Source organism: Oribacterium asaccharolyticum ACB7, assembly GCF_000238075.1.
GTDB lineage: Bacteria > Bacillota > Clostridia > Lachnospirales > Lachnospiraceae > Oribacterium > Oribacterium asaccharolyticum.
The window spans coordinates 186,399-201,919 of the sequence record NZ_JH414506.1 but is presented as its reverse complement, the minus strand read 5'-3'; the positions used below and the strand labels follow the sequence as shown (position 1 = coordinate 201,919).

Genomic DNA, 15,521 nt, shown 5'->3' with positions numbered 1-15,521 from the left:
CCGTGGGTACTTGCGAAAAACAAATAAAATGCAGTTTTTCGCTTAGTATCCCCTACGAGGCGAGGTTAGCGAGAGCGTGCCCCTATTTCCATATACACAAAATGAAGAACTTCTTTAGAGAAAGGGTACTATGTACTTTGCGGAAATCAAAAATTTCGATGTGGCAAACGGGCCGGGGATAAGAGTCAGTCTCTTTGTCTCCGGCTGTCCTCATGCCTGTCCGGGCTGTTTCAATGAGATTGCCTGGAATTATGAATACGGAGAAAAATATACGGAGGTAGTGGAGGAGAAGGTTTTGACAGCCCTTTCCAAGCCGGAGATTCAGGGCTTAAGTCTTCTTGGCGGAGAACCCCTTTTTCCGGCAAATCTTCATGCACTTCTGCCGCTTCTAAGGAAAGTGAAAGAACGACTTCCCAAGAAGGATATCTGGTGCTACTCCGGCTACACCTATGAAGAACTTCTTTCTCGAGAAGGGGAAGAAAAAAAAGAGCTCGACGAGCTCTTTTCTTACCTTACCGTCCTTGTAGACGGACGCTTTATAGAAGCGGAAAAAGACATCACCCTTCTCTTTCGAGGCTCAAAGAACCAAAGACTCATCCTTGTTGAGGAGACAAGGAGGAGAGGGGAAGTCGTTTTGTATGAACAATAATCGCCTACTCCATTATCCGTCTAAAGACGCTCGCGCTCGGTTCCGACGTAGCGGCACTAAGCATTGAGCTTCGCATAGCTTGCTCTCTGCAAGTGCCGACGTCTCCAAACGCTTTATCCTGATAATGGAGTAGGCGTTATATTTTGCAAAAAACAACTTCTCCTCTCCGCCTATTTCCCCGGATCTACCATGGAGATGATGTTCATATCTTTATCGAAGGTAACTTCTACTTTGGTGCCGATTTCGATTCCTTGGGAGAGTCCGGAAATATCGGTCTTTTCGGTTTTGTTCAGTGCATAATCTTTTCCGTCATTGCCCTGCACATTTACGCTGTACATTGCGGCATCGGTGATAGTGCCGCTGATTACGGTAAGATCCTTCTTTTCTTTTCCGCCGCCTTCCTTTCCCTTGGCTTCACTCTCCGCTTCAGTAGCCTTCTCACTGCTGTTTTTGGCTTCGTTTTCCTGCTTTTCGCCGTCTTCGCCAACCTTGATTTCCGTAGAGGCTTCGGTCATCTTTTCGGTTTCCGTAGCCGTTTTCTTCGCACAGGCCATCATGCCGAGCATTCCCATGATTCCTACAAGTAATACAATTTTCTTCATTTCAAAACTCCTTTCATCCTGCCGATTTTTGCCACCCGTTGAAAGAAAAAATTTAACGCTTGCCTGCAGCCTGTCGGCTTCTTTCTTCCGCCTCGTTTAAATTTTTGGAAACAGTCATCTCCTGATTATCGATATGTTCCTTCATCAGCGCCTTGGCACGAATGATATCACGGATACGGATAGCCTCCAGAATCTTTTCGTGCTCACTGATCAGAGTTCCTCTCTGTGCCTCATCTTTAATGTATTCCAAGCGATAACGATACATTTGTTCCCGGAGATTGTTAATCATCTGAATCAGGCGTTGATTTCCCGTGGCGTGATATATGATGTCATGGTAAGCCTCATCGGCCTCGGCGATTTCCATCTCCGTGCCTCTTTCCACTACAGCTTTGAAATGATTTTCCGCATCACGGAGGGCTGTAAGCTGTTCATCGGTAATGCGCTGACAGGCCAGATCCGTCGCAAGCTCTTCCAACGCACCGCGCACTTCCAAAACATCCTGGAGAGACTTATGGGATATCTTAGCGACTTCCGCACCGCGTCTCGGAATCATCAGAACCAGACCCTCGAGCTCCAGCTTTCGAATGGCTTCTCGGATAGGTGTCCTGGATACTCCCAGTTTTTCTGCCAGCTGAATCTCCATGAGCCTCTCGCCCGGCTTCAATTCGCCCTTTAAGATGGCCTGCCGCAGTGTATTGAAAACCAAATCCCGAAGGGGGAGATATTCGTTCATATTGATTGTGAAATCGCTACCCATGCTATCCTCCTTATTCTCTCTTTCAGTAAAAAATGTTTCGTATTGGAAATGCTGCCTAACATGGTGCGGTAATGCAGCTTAATTCCAGAAGATTGTTCAGTGCCGTGTTTTTCAGATCCTCTAAAATTGCATGGCATTTTGCCTCCTCCTCTTTCGGAAAGATGGCAAAGACGGTCGGACCGGAGCCGCTCATAAGGGACAGAAGAGCGCCTTTTTCCGTAAAATAGTTCTTTAACTCGCGGATTTCCGGTCTGAGCTTAAGGCTCACCCTTTCCAGAATATTTCCGCCTAAATGGCAGATTCCTTCCAAATTGTTTTTTTTCAATTCTTGTATCATCCGATCCACATCGGGGTGCTCCGCTTTATGAATGCCGTCTACGTGGAGATTCTCATAAATCAGTTTCGTAGACAGGGAAAATGCGGGCTTGGCCAGAATGATGTGACAGGGGGGGAGAGGAGGGAGTTCTTGCAACTTTTCTCCAATCCCTTCAGAAAGAAAGCAGCCTCTATGTAAACAGAAGGGAATATCGGCTCCGAGTTTTACGGCTCGCTTTTCCAGTTCCGAAACAGAAAGTCCCAGATGGAAGAGCTGATTCAGCCCTAAGAATACGGCAGCAGCATCACTTGATCCTCCTGCCATTCCGGCGGCTACGGGAAGACGCTTATGAAGACGCATGCCGATTCCGTCCGGTATGGAAAATTCTTCCTGCATCAGCTTTGCTGCTCTAACCATCAGATTGCCCTCGTCTGTAGGAAGGGAAGCAAGGTTACAGGATAAGCGAATGCCTCTTTCTTCTTCCTTTTTCAGGAAAACCGTATCATGTAAAGCGACACTTTGCATAATCATTTTTACATTGTGATAGCCGTCTTCTCTTCGGCTTAAGACATCCAGGGACAGATTAATTTTCCCGTGCGCCTTGAGCTCTATTTCATCCATTGTTTTATCCCCTTGACTACTTTTTCTTGTATACAAAGTCCCTTAGATTTTACTGAAAAAATTGCATTTTTGCAAGTACATCGATGTCTTCCGGATTACATTGATGTCTTCCGGATTGCAATCGATGCCTTCCGGCTTAGAATCGATGCTTTCCGGCTTAGAATCGGGCAAAGATATAGAGAAATCCGGAGCCGAACATATCAGCCATGGAGTGGACCAAAACAAGGGGAAGGAGATTTTTGCTTCTTCGATGATAAAAGTAGTAGTAAATCAGACCGAAAACAATGCCTATTATCAGTGCGGAAGGAAGTCCCTGGTAGGTGTGGAAGGAAATACGGATCAGTGTGGAATAAAGAAGAGTCTGCCACTTGTATTTTTGGTCTACCGTACCCAAAAGACCGAGGAAAAAGTATTCTTCATAAAAGGCATTCAACAGTGCATAGAGGATGGCGATAGGGCTTAATACCGCTATTTTTCGGAATAACTCAAAAAAATCCAGAGACATCAGAATTTCTTTGGTGAAATAGTTATAGCCGTTATCAAAGAGCAGATAGAGAAAATCCGCACTGAGTCCCATAACCGCGAGGATGATGAAAAACCAGGGGATAACGGAGAGACGGAAACGAAAAGGAATTTGTTTAAAATCAAAGTTTCGAATCCATAGATAGAGAAAAGCCAAGATAAGCATCATGGATTGAAATTGCAAATTGCCGGAATAGGCAACGCCTTCCGTTGTACTATCAACCGCTTCGGCAACCGTTTCCAAGATTCCGCTGCCATTTTCACTGAGGAGAACCGGAGAGAGGGAAAAAGCCGGAAGAATGGCGGAAACCCCTGCTTTGAAACTCTCCAGAAACAATTCCGTGGAGAGAATGATAAAATGCCCGAATAAAATGGCGGTGATAATCAGGACATCGAAGAATCGTAAATGCTCGGTTTTTTCTTTCGGAAAAATAAATTGACGAATGAACAACATACTACTCCTTTCTGTTTTCACCATGAAATAGGGGAAGGCCCATCCACTGAAGTCGGAGTTCCGGCAGATGAAAAATTATGGGCATTGTACAGGAAATCGGCAAGTTTGTAAATGAGGAAGAAAAAGGATTCATCCGCACAAAAAAGGAAGAGACAATCTGCCTCTTCCTTTTCCCTCTTAACGAATATCCTGCCCGGAGCAGGCGATATTTCGTCTTAGTTCTTTTTTTCCTTCCTGTAGTTGTTCAGTACAACGATACAGAAGCCTAAGCCTGTTAAGGCAAAGAGTGCAAAGTAGACGGGCATATTTGCGGAATCACCGGTCTTGGTCTGTCCGCGTCCGGATCCTAAAACCGTTCCCTTTGCTTCAGGAGCATTGTTTCTGCCTGCACCGAGCACGGAACCCTCCGGATTACTTTCCGGGGAACTGATAGACGGTCTGTTTGCATTTAAGACTTCTCCGGGTCTTTCTCCATTTCCGGACGGGTCACCCGGCTCATTTGGAGTAGAGGGGTTGGGACTCGGCTTGGGAGGATTTCCGCCGCCATTTCCGCCGCCGTTACCGGGCTTTACAGGAGGAACATCATTCTTTTTGTTTATAAAAACATTGACATAGCCGGTAGCCGGATTGCTTTGGGTTGTTGCTGTATAGCCGGCAACGCTATCCTCAGTAACGGTATAACGGATTTCTTTACCGTTTGCATCAAGCTTTGGCATATCAAAGCTATGCTGCCAAGCGTTAGCCTTGTTTAAGGTATAAGTCGCTACCTTCTCTTCATTAGCAAACAGCTGTACATTCAAATGGTCGGGGTGAGGTCCCTTACCCTGCCAAATCTTGGTTACCGGAATTACCACTCTGGAACCGTTATAGTTGCTGATGGTGAATCCTGTCTTTTCCGATCCGGAAATAGCCGCCTTAAAGCCTGCTACTTCCTCTTCGGAAACGGTATAAACAATTTCCTTTCCGTTGGCATCCTGCTTGGGAAGATTGGAGAAGCTTGCCTTCCAGTCGTTGGCTGCGGATAGCTCTACCGTAAGGTTTTCATCCTTAACTCCGTTCTTTAAAACGGAAACCTTAACCTTCTCGGGCTTGTTTGTTGCAAGCGCGGGATCCAAAACCCATTCCTTTTTCACGGAAAGATTCCGGAATTTCGGCTGCTCTTCCTCTTTCTTATTGACAGCTTCCACTTCCACAGTGGACCCGTTTGCGACGGAATTCTCAAAATCCGTCTTGCTGATGGTGCGGGGAGTGGAATCCAGCTCGTAGCCTTCCGGTGCTTCCACCTCGGTCAAGACATAGTCGGCTTTCAAAACATTTTCGAGCTTTGCGATACCGTTCTCATCAGTCACAATCGTCTTTGTATATTTAGTCTTAGGATTCACTAAAGTAAACTTTGCTCCCTGCAGAGCTTCGCCGCCATCTCCAACTTTCTTAATCTGAATATTGAAATTTTGTCCGTTTAAGAAACCGCCGGCATCACTGACTACAAAATCTCTAAGCTTTTCTGCGGGAACAATTCCCTCACCGGTAAGCGTTGCTAAATTTTTGAATTTATCGCCATTTTTAAAAGCTTCGTTAATCTCTACATAATAGCTAAGTTCATAGCCGTCATCAGGAGCAAGGGTTCCCAAAGAATAGGTAAAACTTCTTCCGTCTGCAGAATAGTTTGGGCTATCCGCTACTGCCGGAGCAAAATCTTCAAGGTTCTGTCTATTGCGAAGACTCCAACCATTCCCTCGATTGGCATCGGAATCATCAGGGGCATTTTTCCATATTTTACTCGTTTTCCCGGGAACTTTAACCCAATCTCCGGAACGCCAGATTCCTTTTCTAAGAACAGGAGCATAGGTATCAATATCAGCCTGATTCAAGTTCAGATCCGTAAAATGATTTTTTACATCAAAGTAACTCAGCGCATCACTCTGCAGAGTGTCGGTAAAAACAATATTTTCATAGCTTGTAGCACCGGGGACCTTTTCGATATTTCTCATATCCAGGGTCATGGTGTAATGGATTAAGTAATGGGTATTCCCGTCCTTGTCTACAACTTTATAAAGAGGGAAGTCACGGTCTTTATAAAAACTTTTCGGATTTTCTTTTGTTACAATCTGATAATTTATATTGTAGTTGATGACCGTTTGTCCATTAATTTCCAGTTTAAGCGGAGCACTTGTCGTGGACGCTACCATTTTTTGGTCAATTTTCGTCCTAAAAGACACCCCTCCGTCCGTACCGCTGTAGTTTTCGGCATCCTTAGTGAAGGTGATGCGAATTTCCTTGGTCGTCTCATTGTATGTTCCTTTAGCCAGAATTTTCCCGCCTGTTCCCGAAATATCAAAGCTTGTGTCTGTGGACTTTAATTGCTTGGGAAGTTGGATGGAGATATAGTCTCCCTCTTCAATTTTTAAGCCCTGCACCTTAATTTTCGCTTTAAATTGCAGAAACTGATAGCTGCCAAGACCTCCGCCATCCTTTAAGGGATTATCCTTATCATTGCCTATCAAGAACTCCGGGTCGTATATAGCATTTTCAATTGCTTTTCCTGTTTTGCTTGCGCTGCTTGCTCCGGAAATCGTACTGCTGCTTGCAGTGCCTGTTCCGGAAATTGTACTGCTACTTGCGGCAGAGGCTTCCGTGCCTGTTCCGCTTCCCACTATCCCTTGTGTGCTTCCTGTTTCGGCGTTGGCAAAAGAAAATCCCTGCCATACCAAAAGTAACACCAATAAAAGGGACAAAATTTGTCTCTTAGCTCTCATAGTTCTCCTTCTCCAAATTGGATCAAACCATTCTTGTCACTCGTCACTTTATCATATCGACTATAGATTTCAAGAGATAAAAATAAAAAAATAGAAGTATCACAAAATGATTTATTAAGGAAATATAAATTATTAGCTCTATTTTTTCTTAATTGCCGTGTTTATATCCATAAATAAAAATTAAAATTTAATATTTATGTTTATTTTGTCCAAAATTATCAAGATTTGACGTAAGGATTTCTTAAAATATAAAATTTTTTTGTTTTCATCCTATAGAATAAAAATATTGTCGGAAAATTTTTTATTCATAAATCGGAGTAGCCGTAAGCTGTGCAGGTGCTTTCTTAAAAAATAAAAAAACAGCGGAAAATAGAGACAAAAACTATCCTATCTTTATGGATAGTCGTTTTAAATTGTGCTACCATCTGTACAGACCTTTATATAGGTAGAGATAAGGGAGGAAAACCATGCAAAAAGGGCTAAAAGCAATCGCTATTCTGATAGTTTTATTGGTGCTGTCTTTTTTCATTGTTCGTCGAATCATGAAGCCGAAGGAAGAAGTGGAGGGGAAGGCTCTTCCGACAGTTACCTGCATTTCCATGGAGAAGGGAGACATAGCGGTAAAGGAGGAGCTCCTCGGAGAGATTTCCGCGAAAGAGCAGTTCCGTTTACTCAGTAAAATATCCGGAGAGGTTCTGGAAATTGACAAGGAAAACGGAAGCGAAGTGAAAAAAGGGGAAAGGATTGCCCTTTTGGATAATCAGAAACAGATTGATGCCGCAAAGTACAGTTTAGAGCAGGCAAAGGCACAGGCACAGGTCACACGTGACAGTCGGGACAGACTGGCAACACTTAAGGAATCGGGAGATATTTCCGTCCAGGATTTTGAAGCGGCGGATGCGCAGGCAAAGGCTGCGGAAGCACAAGTTAAGGAGGCAAAGCTGAATTACGATACTCAAGTGGAGTTTTCCGAAATTACTGCTCCGTCGGACGGTATTTTACAAAACAGTATTCTCGTTAAAGGGGCTTTTATTCCCCAGGGGACACAGCTTGCCACTTTGATGGGGGCCGGGACACAGCAAGTTCTCTTTTCCGCGACGGAAGAGCTTGTGAAAAATCTCTCCGTCGGACAGAGCATTATGCTCGAAAAAGGAAAGGAAAGCTATCCCGGAACCATCACGGAGATTTCTTCGGTACTGCTTCCGGAGACCGGCCTCTTTCCGGTGAAAGCGGAGGTGGAAAATACTGATTTTCCGGAGGGCTCAAAAGCGAAGATTAGTCTTACGAAGGACAGGAGAAGTAGCGTGAATATTTTGCCGCTGAATGTGCTTTACTATGAAAACGGTGAAGCCTATGTTTATGTTTTTGAAGGGACAGACGGAAACGAAGGCTTGCTCCGAAAAAAGAAGGTGGAACTTGGCCTGAGCGGTGAGGAGAGCGCAGAGATTCTTTCCGGACTAAGCGAAGAGGACAAGGTGGTTTCTTCCTGGAACAACGAGATGTTTGACGGGGCCAAGGTCAGACTGCAGGATAAAAAGGATGAGTCTGTAAAGGATTCTGCAAAAGAAAAGTCCGCTCCGGAGGAATCCCCGGAAGAGAATTCTGTAAAAGAAGAGTCTGCTCCGGAGGAATCCGCAAAAGAAGAAAAGGGGTAGAAGCAGATGATTGCTATCACAAAATTGATTTTGCGCCGCCCGGTATCCACTTTTTTGGCGGTGCTGTCCCTCTTGTTTTTCGGCTTTATCGCCTTTACGACCATGAAAATGGAACTGCTCCCCGACATGAACTTTCCTTATATGATTGTGTCAACCGTTTATCCCGGGGCCTCCCCCGAGGACATTGATGAACTGGTTTCGAAGCCTATAGAGGAAGAGGTTTCCCTCCTGTCCGATGTGGAGGAGGTGCAGTCCCGTTCTCTGGAAAATGTTTCCATGGTCATTGTTCGTTATCGTTACGGCACCAATATGGACCGTGCCTATGACAAGCTGAAGAAGAAGCTGGACGTCTTGAAGGCGGATCTCCCGAGTGACGCGGAGGCGCCGAGCTACACCGAATTTGATATTAATGCGCAGGCGGGGATGGTTCTTGCCGTTTCGGATAAAACCAAGGGGAATCTTTATAACTATGTAAAAAACAATATTGAGCCGGAGATGGAGAAGCTGTCTTCGGTCGCTTCGGTTTCTCTTTCCGGAGGACAGGCGGAGTATGTCCGTGTGGAACTTTCCGAGGAAAAACTTGCCCAGTATCATTTGACGATGGAAAATATTATCCAAATGATTAAGGCTTCCGATTTTACTTATCCTGCCGGGAGTACTTATTATGGAAAGCAAAAGCTCAGTCTCAGCGTTTCGGAGGACTATTCCACGATAGAAAAGCTGAAAAATTTACCGCTTCTCACCGGAACGGGAAATACCCTGTATTTACGGGACCTTGCAACAGTATCGGAAAGCTTGGAAGAGAAGAGCAGCATCGGAAGATATAACGGAGAAGATACAATCGGTCTCAGCCTGAGTAAGACCCAGACAGAGTCCGATATTGGCATGAGCAGGGACGTTAAGGAGACAATCAAGGATTTGGAGGCGCAAAACCCGAATTTATCCGTTCATATTATCCAGGACAATGCGGACAGTATCAAATCTTCTCTTTCCAGCGTCTTCCAGACGATGATTATGGCGGTGGTGATTTCCATGGCTATCATTTTCTTCTTCTTCGGAGATGTAAAGGCTTCTCTCATCGTAGGCTCTTCCATTCCGATAGCCATACTTGGGGCGATTGTTTTCATGTATGCCATGGGGTACAGCATGAATATGCTTACCCTTTCCGCTCTGGTGCTTGGCGTTGGCATGATGGTGGATAATTCCATTGTAGTACTGGAAGCTTCTTTCCGCGCAATGGACGAGGCTCAGGACGAAAGACGGTCGAGGAGAGACGCGGCAATCGATGCAGTACGGGTAGTGGGCGCCTCGGTCTTCGGCTCCACCCTCACCACCTGTGTGGTTTTTCTCCCGCTGGGCTTCTTAAAAGGCATTGCGGGTCAATATTTTAAACCGCTCGGCTTTACCATCGTTTTCTGTATGCTCGCCTCTCTCCTTTCCGCAATCACTATTGTCCCGCTCTGTTTCACGCTGTATAAGCCGAAGGAGAATGAGAAGGCTCCGGCATACAAGGCGGTGCGAAGCCTGCAGAATAGCTACCGGACACTTATCGGACGCTTCTTAAGGCACAAGAAAGCGGTGGTACTTGGGACTTTTCTGATTCTTCTTTTCTCTCTGTTTTTGGCAACGAAGATTCGTTCGGAGCTGATGCCGGATATAGACAGTGCCACCGTGCAGATTTCCGTTCTGCAAAAGCCGGGACTGGATTTGGAAGAAAGAGACAAGGCCATGCGGGAGATTGAAGCCATGGTGGCGAAGGATCCCGATGTGGACCGCTATACGACTCTGTCCGGCGGAGGAACCGGCTTTCAGGCTCTTTACGGGGGAGACAGCAGCAGTACGGTCACTGCTTATTTAAAGAAGAAGCGGTCCGTGTCCACAAAGGAAAAGGCGAAGGCCTGGCAAAAGCTCCTGGAAAAAAGACCCGATGAAGTGATTACGGTGAAATCCGTGAGCGATGCGAATTTTGGGGCCAGTGATGAAGATGTGAAGATGAGCGAAGGCTATGAAGTCATCCTGAAGGGAGCGGATTTACAGAGCCTGAAAGAAAAAAGCGATGCTCTTGTTTCGGAGATGCAGAAGATGGAGAGCCTTACCGGTATTCATTCCAGTCTGGAAAATGCCGCACCGCGTCTTCTTGTAAAGGTGGACCCGATTAAGGCGGCAGCCGAGGGACTGAGTCCGATTGCCTTCGGACAAAGCTTGAACTCGATTTTGGGTGGAAAGACGGTGATGAAGATCGACCTGGACGGAGAAAAGGCGGATGTTCGGGTGGAGTACCCGAAGGATCGTTTCGATACTCTGGAGAAAATAAAAAATATTCGTTTTTCCACGCCCCGCGGAGCTGCGGTAGCCTTAGACAGCGTGGCGACGGTGGACTTTAGCGATTCTCCGGCAACGATAATACGAGAAGACAAGAAGTACGTGGTGACGATTCGGGCAAACTATACAGAAAAAGCGAACAAGGAAACGAAAGAAGAAGTGGACCGGCTTGTGGAATCGCATCTGGGAAGGGATATTGCACTTTCGGAAAGCTTGAGAACAAAAAATATGCGGGAAGAGTTCACGGACCTCTTCCGCGCGATTGCCATTGCCGTGTTCCTCGTCTTTGTTGTGATGGCAGGACAATTTGAATCCCTGCGTTTCAGTTTCATGGTCATGACTACGGTGCCCTTTGCCATGATTGGTTCTTTCGGATTACTCTGGCTTTTCGATGCGACCATTTCCATGACCTCCCTCCTCGGCTTTCTCATGCTGGTGGGAACGGTGGTAAATAACGGGATTCTCTATGTGGACACGGTGAACCAGTACAGGGAAGACATGCCTTTGGACAGGGCGATTATCGAGTCTGGAGCAACCAGACTCCGTCCAATCCTCATGACAACACTTACGACAGTCCTTTCCATGGTGCCGATGGCTATGGCAATAGGAGAAAACGGAAAGCTCATGCAGGGGCTCGCGCTCGTGGATGTAGGGGGACTTACCGCGTCCACTCTGCTTGCGCTCCTCCTGCTTCCAGTGTATTACCGCATTATGTACGGGAAAAAGAATTCTATCGCATAGTCTATAGAATTTTCACGTCGTGTTTTTCTTAAACAGCAAATATTCATAGTATTGCTAGAGAATTGTAAAGAACTTCCCGGGTAGCTGTGCTATATTTGGAAAGCGAAAGAAAGTTCATTATGAGGCGTCTTTAATGGCATGCCGATAAGATAGATTTATTGGAGGAGAAGATGAAGAAAAAGGCTTTGGTTTTACCGATTTCCTGCATGATTGCAAGTTTGGCATTTACGCCGACTTTTGCTGCCGGGCGATACGGTTTTTCGGAGAATGTGGATACGGCACCGATGCAGACTTCCTATGAGAGGGAGAGAAGTCCGGAGGAATGGGCGAGTCTTCGGGACAATACGATTTCCTGGGAGGAAATAGCGGATTTAGTGCATGAGTATAATCCGACCGTTTCTTCTCTCTGGATTAACTTCCGGGACAGTGAAAGAAGGGGCAGCTACAATGTGGATGTGGAAGCGGCTCGGGCTCAAGTGGAAGATGCTTATGAGAAGGCTATGGCGGCAGCAAATGGAAATGCAGTGGCGGAAGCTCTTGCAGAGATGCAGTATCAGAGTAACAGCAGTAACTTTTCTGCGGATTCCGTAGCACAAAACAGTGATCGGGAGCTGGCGAAGCTTTCCATCGAGCAGACGGAAAAGAATACTGTGGAAACGGTGAAGAAGTCCTTTATCAGTCGGGAAAATACGATTTTACAAAAAGAGATTGATGCAGTGAATCTCGAAGACAGAAAAAGCGAAAAAGAAACGGCGGAGCGGAAGAAGGCAATCGGGCAGGCCACGGAGATAGACGTTCTTACGGCGAAGACCGCAGCAGATCAGGCAGAGCTTCAGCTTGCGAGCGATGACGGAAGTATCAAGAAGACTTCCGAGCTTTTGCAAGTCAGTCTCGGTTGGAAAGCCGATGCCAATCCTGTTTTTCCAAGTATTCCGGAGACGACGAGGGAAAGTGTTGAACAGATTTCCCTTTCCGAGGACACAAAGAAGGCTCTGGACAATAACTTGAGTCTGCAGATCAGTACAAGAAAGTTGAATCTCTCCGAGGGAGAAGCGAATCGCGAGAGTCTGTCCCGAACGATCGAGAATCAAAAAGAAAAGATTCAGTCGGATCTGCTTTCCCGCTATCAAAGCTTAAAAGAAGCTCTGGATGCACAGTCGCAGGCCATATTACAGGAAGAAAACGCGAAGAAGGCCTATGAGAAGGCGGAGCGCGGACTGAAACTCGGGTCCGCAAGCGTTAAGGCAAGAAATAAGGCGAAGAATGCCTATACCATAGCAAGCCTTGAGAAGAGGCAGGCGGATTTAAAGCTTACGGAAGAATATCTGGACTATCAGGCAGGCGTAAACGGTCTTTGCACGGCGGACTAGCGCTTTGGCAAGAGGAGAAAAAGGCAGTTTGTACAAGCTAAGGCTTGCTTTGCAGACTGGGAATTGCCTTATGGTATGTGGAACACAAAAAAAGGCATTGCCTATGGAATGTGGAACACAAAAAAAGGAATTGCCTTATGGTATGTGGAACACAAAAAAGGCATTGCCTATGGTAGTGAATTATACAAAGTGGGAGAGAAAATTGTTGTATAGAATTAATGGGAACAGGGATTCGAAATATGGCGAGAAGGAAGGAAGTAGGAAGAGAAAGGCTGCGGCTCTTTTTTGTGCAGTCCTGTTCTGCCTTTCCGCCTTTCCTTCTTTAGCGGAAAATACGAATGCAGGCGCGACAAGTGCGGAAACTGCGAATGCAGGCACGACAAGTGCGGAAAATGCGAATGCAGGTACGACAAGTGCGGAAACTACGAATGCAAGTGCGACAAATTCAGCAGGAAGCAATCCGACTTGGGATTTGGAGGATAACCGCATTTCTTTTTATGAAGTGCCCGAGCTTGTTGAGCACTACAGCAGTATAGCGGAGATGGAAAAGGATATCCTTTCGGAGAGCACCAAGGGAATTCATGGAGTAAAGGATGCGGTGAAGGAGCAGAGGGAAGACATTCTGGATGCTCTTTCGGAAAATATTAATGCCTTGAAGGATGAGCGAGACAACACGGAAGATAAGACGGTAAAAGAAGCGCTTACGAAAGAAATCAGCAAGTTGGAAAAGGTAAAGAACAGTAAGAGGATTCTTCCGGGGCTGGACAGCAGCTTGGTAGAAGCAAATGCGGCACTTACGGAGCTTTCTAAGACGGATAAAGAGATGACGAAGGCGGAAAAGAAGGCCGAAAAAGCCGTTCGGTCTCAGTTTATAACCGGGAAAGCCGTTCTTTCGGATGCCATGCAAAACCTTCTCTTCAGTTATGCGCAGACGAAAAATACCGAAAACTTATTGGAAAAACGAGTAAGCCTTATGAATCGGAGCCTGGAAAAGGTGAAAAAGGAAATGAGCCTCGGAAAGGCTACGGCAAATGATGTGACGGCAGCAGAGCTTTCCTTAAAGAGCGCCGAGTCGGATTTAAAGAAGCTCAGGAACGGCTTAGATACGATGAAGAGAAATATCGGCTTAAGCCTTGGCTGGCACATGAATACCTATCAAAACATTACCATCGATCCCATTCCGGATTTTCCGAGAGATTTCTTAAACGGTCGAAATCAGGAAACGGACTATCAGGCGGTTCTGGTACGAAATGGCGAGTATGGGGAAATTCTTCGGGAAAAAGAGAAGAATATTACAGGCTGGACCGAGAAGAAGCAAAAGCAGGCGGAAAAAGCGGAGAGTATTCGGAGCAGCTTAAAAGCGCTATGGGAAAATATCGAGACAAAGTCTCTTTCCTTAAAGCAGGCGGAAAGCACTGCGACGCTTGCCAATTTAAAGAAGGAAAGAGCGCTCCGTATGCAGGAGAAGGGACTCATCGGAAGAGTGGATGCGGAAGGAATGGAGCTGGATGCCCTTTCCTCCGAGAACAGCTATGAAGAAGCTAGACTGGAATATAATCAGGCGGTTTTCCGTTACGAAGAAGCGGTAAATAAAGGGATTATCAGTTTGGACTAGTTTGCTTTTGGAATCGGACAAGGGAGAAATACTTTAACTAAAAAGAGATGTCGGTGCATTTCCGACATCTCTTTTCGACTGTCATACTTTAGTTGGTTCCGATAGACATGGTTTCCGGTAAGGTGGATCCGCCGTCGATGACAACCTGTGATCCGGTTAAGTAACTGGATTCATCGCTGCCTAAGAAAGCAAAGAGCTCACCAACCTCGGTCGGCTTTGCAAGACGCTTCATGGGAACGCCTACTGCAATGCTCTGGATTGCGGATTCGGGATCTTCCGGATTGGACTCGACTGCCATTTTCTCTACCATGGGGGTACGAGCATAACCGAGCTGTGAACAATTGACACGAATGTTGCGGTTTGCATATTCTACGGCAAGGCACTTCGTAAGACCGACTAAGGCGGCCTTTGTCATTGCATAAGCGGCTTCTCCTGCATCGGCTACGATGTCACCGGTAACGGAGGAGGCAATCACGATGCTTCCCTTTCCCTCTTTTAACATCTCCGGAATAACAGCCTGACAGGTATTCCATACACCCTTAATATTTACATCGATATGGAAGTCACGCATTTCGTCCGTAAACTCTTCAAAGGGAGCTAAACGGCAAACTCCGGCGTTGCAGCAGGCAACGTTAATCTCTCCGAAAGCTTCGATTCCTTTCTTTACGGCAGCAATCATTTCCTCTTTATGAGCAACATTGGCTACCACGGTAATAATCTCCGCATTGTACTCTTTTCTTAATCTCTCTGCGGTTTTCTCCACATTGGGATCCAAATCAACCATAATGAGTTTAGCACCGTAATTGGCATAAACGGTACTGATTCCCTCACCCAAACCAACCGCTGCACCGGTAATTAATGCGACTTTTCCTTCTAATTTCTTCATGATTCCCTCCATAATCCAATGCATGTTGTCAACAGAATACTTGAGTGGAACTACTTCTTATATTCTAGCACTATTGAGAAAAAATTCACAAAAAACAGCAAAGTAATGACTTAAAAATAGAAAACAGAATTTATCATAAAGATAAATTTGAGATATTGTTAAATTATTGACTATTTAAAGGACTGTAATACAATATTAGCGAGTGGAGCTATACAGAATTGTCGTTTTTTGATTCAGACGGAGAAGTTCTTCTTG

Annotated in this window: 12 protein-coding genes; 6 read left to right on the top strand and 6 right to left on the bottom strand. The window is 45.8% G+C overall.

Annotation, left to right across the window (positions count from 1 at the left end; translation table 11 throughout):
- Positions 1-130 precede the first annotated feature (130 nt).
- A complete protein-coding gene (gene nrdG, locus HMPREF9624_RS08715) occupies positions 131-649 on the top strand; it encodes an anaerobic ribonucleoside-triphosphate reductase activating protein (RefSeq protein WP_009537437.1) in 519 nt (172 codons plus the stop codon).
- A 170-nt stretch (positions 650-819) separates the two neighbouring features.
- Here the strand turns inward: nrdG and HMPREF9624_RS08710 are convergent, their stop codons facing one another.
- The 5 genes from HMPREF9624_RS08710 to HMPREF9624_RS08690 form a co-directional block, all read right to left on the bottom strand.
- On the bottom strand, positions 820-1,251 hold the full coding sequence (locus tag HMPREF9624_RS08710) for a hypothetical protein (protein ID WP_009537436.1): 432 nt from the start codon (positions 1,249-1,251) through the stop codon (positions 820-822).
- A 52-nt stretch (positions 1,252-1,303) separates the two neighbouring features.
- Positions 1,304-2,008, bottom strand: a complete 705-nt coding sequence (locus tag HMPREF9624_RS08705; RefSeq protein ID WP_009537435.1) for a GntR family transcriptional regulator — start codon at positions 2,006-2,008, stop codon at positions 1,304-1,306.
- A gap of 55 nt (positions 2,009-2,063) precedes the next feature.
- Positions 2,064-2,945, bottom strand: a complete 882-nt coding sequence (gene ispE / locus HMPREF9624_RS08700; RefSeq protein ID WP_009537434.1) for a 4-(cytidine 5'-diphospho)-2-C-methyl-D-erythritol kinase — start codon at positions 2,943-2,945, stop codon at positions 2,064-2,066.
- Positions 2,946-3,102: 157 nt separating this feature from the next.
- Positions 3,103-3,921, bottom strand: a complete 819-nt coding sequence (locus tag HMPREF9624_RS08695) for a CPBP family glutamic-type intramembrane protease (protein WP_009537433.1) — start codon at positions 3,919-3,921, stop codon at positions 3,103-3,105.
- A gap of 215 nt (positions 3,922-4,136) precedes the next feature.
- The gene (locus HMPREF9624_RS08690) at positions 4,137-6,677 is read right to left on the bottom strand and encodes a Cna B-type domain-containing protein (RefSeq protein WP_009537432.1); all 2,541 of its coding nucleotides are present in this window, start codon (positions 6,675-6,677) and stop codon (positions 4,137-4,139) included.
- Between the two features lie 467 nt (positions 6,678-7,144).
- Here HMPREF9624_RS08690 and HMPREF9624_RS08685 point away from each other — a divergent pair, with 467 nt between their 5' ends.
- The 5 genes from HMPREF9624_RS08685 (at position 7,145) to HMPREF9624_RS08670 (ending at position 14,380) form a co-directional block, all read left to right on the top strand.
- The gene (locus HMPREF9624_RS08685) at positions 7,145-8,332 is read left to right on the top strand and encodes an efflux RND transporter periplasmic adaptor subunit (RefSeq protein ID WP_009537431.1); all 1,188 of its coding nucleotides are present in this window, start codon (positions 7,145-7,147) and stop codon (positions 8,330-8,332) included.
- Between the two features lie 6 nt (positions 8,333-8,338).
- Complete coding sequence (locus HMPREF9624_RS08680; protein WP_009537430.1) at positions 8,339-11,395, top strand: efflux RND transporter permease subunit; 3,057 nt, start codon at positions 8,339-8,341, stop codon at positions 11,393-11,395.
- Between the two features lie 170 nt (positions 11,396-11,565).
- Positions 11,566-12,765 carry a TolC family protein gene (locus HMPREF9624_RS08675; protein ID WP_009537429.1) on the top strand — a complete coding sequence of 400 codons (1,200 nt, stop codon included), beginning with the start codon at positions 11,566-11,568 and terminating at the stop codon, positions 12,763-12,765.
- A 75-nt stretch (positions 12,766-12,840) separates the two neighbouring features.
- Complete coding sequence (locus HMPREF9624_RS11785) at positions 12,841-12,978, top strand: hypothetical protein (protein WP_154646767.1); 138 nt, start codon at positions 12,841-12,843, stop codon at positions 12,976-12,978.
- Positions 12,968-14,380, top strand: a complete 1,413-nt coding sequence (locus tag HMPREF9624_RS08670; RefSeq protein ID WP_242822640.1) for a hypothetical protein — start codon at positions 12,968-12,970, stop codon at positions 14,378-14,380. The genes HMPREF9624_RS11785 and HMPREF9624_RS08670 overlap by 11 nt, the downstream gene beginning before the upstream one ends.
- An 88-nt stretch (positions 14,381-14,468) precedes the next feature.
- On the opposite strand, the gene ucpA is transcribed toward HMPREF9624_RS08670, so the two are convergent.
- Positions 14,469-15,266 (bottom strand): SDR family oxidoreductase UcpA, encoded by a 798-nt coding sequence (gene ucpA / locus HMPREF9624_RS08665; protein WP_009429448.1) that lies wholly within the window; start codon positions 15,264-15,266, stop codon positions 14,469-14,471.
- Between the last annotated feature and the right edge of the window lie 255 nt (positions 15,267-15,521).

Coding starts and splice junctions, on each gene's coding strand:
- nrdG (WP_009537437.1), top strand. CDS start 131: ATGTACTTTGCGGAAATCAAAAATTTCGATGTGGCAAACGGGCCGGGG.
- HMPREF9624_RS08710 (WP_009537436.1), bottom strand. CDS start 1,251: ATGAAGAAAATTGTATTACTTGTAGGAATCATGGGAATGCTCGGCATG.
- HMPREF9624_RS08705 (WP_009537435.1), bottom strand. CDS start 2,008: ATGGGTAGCGATTTCACAATCAATATGAACGAATATCTCCCCCTTCGG.
- ispE (WP_009537434.1), bottom strand. CDS start 2,945: ATGGATGAAATAGAGCTCAAGGCGCACGGGAAAATTAATCTGTCCCTG.
- HMPREF9624_RS08695 (WP_009537433.1), bottom strand. CDS start 3,921: ATGTTGTTCATTCGTCAATTTATTTTTCCGAAAGAAAAAACCGAGCAT.
- HMPREF9624_RS08690 (WP_009537432.1), bottom strand. CDS start 6,677: ATGAGAGCTAAGAGACAAATTTTGTCCCTTTTATTGGTGTTACTTTTG.
- HMPREF9624_RS08685 (WP_009537431.1), top strand. CDS start 7,145: ATGCAAAAAGGGCTAAAAGCAATCGCTATTCTGATAGTTTTATTGGTG.
- HMPREF9624_RS08680 (WP_009537430.1), top strand. CDS start 8,339: ATGATTGCTATCACAAAATTGATTTTGCGCCGCCCGGTATCCACTTTT.
- HMPREF9624_RS08675 (WP_009537429.1), top strand. CDS start 11,566: ATGAAGAAAAAGGCTTTGGTTTTACCGATTTCCTGCATGATTGCAAGT.
- HMPREF9624_RS11785 (WP_154646767.1), top strand. CDS start 12,841: ATGTGGAACACAAAAAAAGGCATTGCCTATGGAATGTGGAACACAAAA.
- ucpA (WP_009429448.1), bottom strand. CDS start 15,266: ATGAAGAAATTAGAAGGAAAAGTCGCATTAATTACCGGTGCAGCGGTT.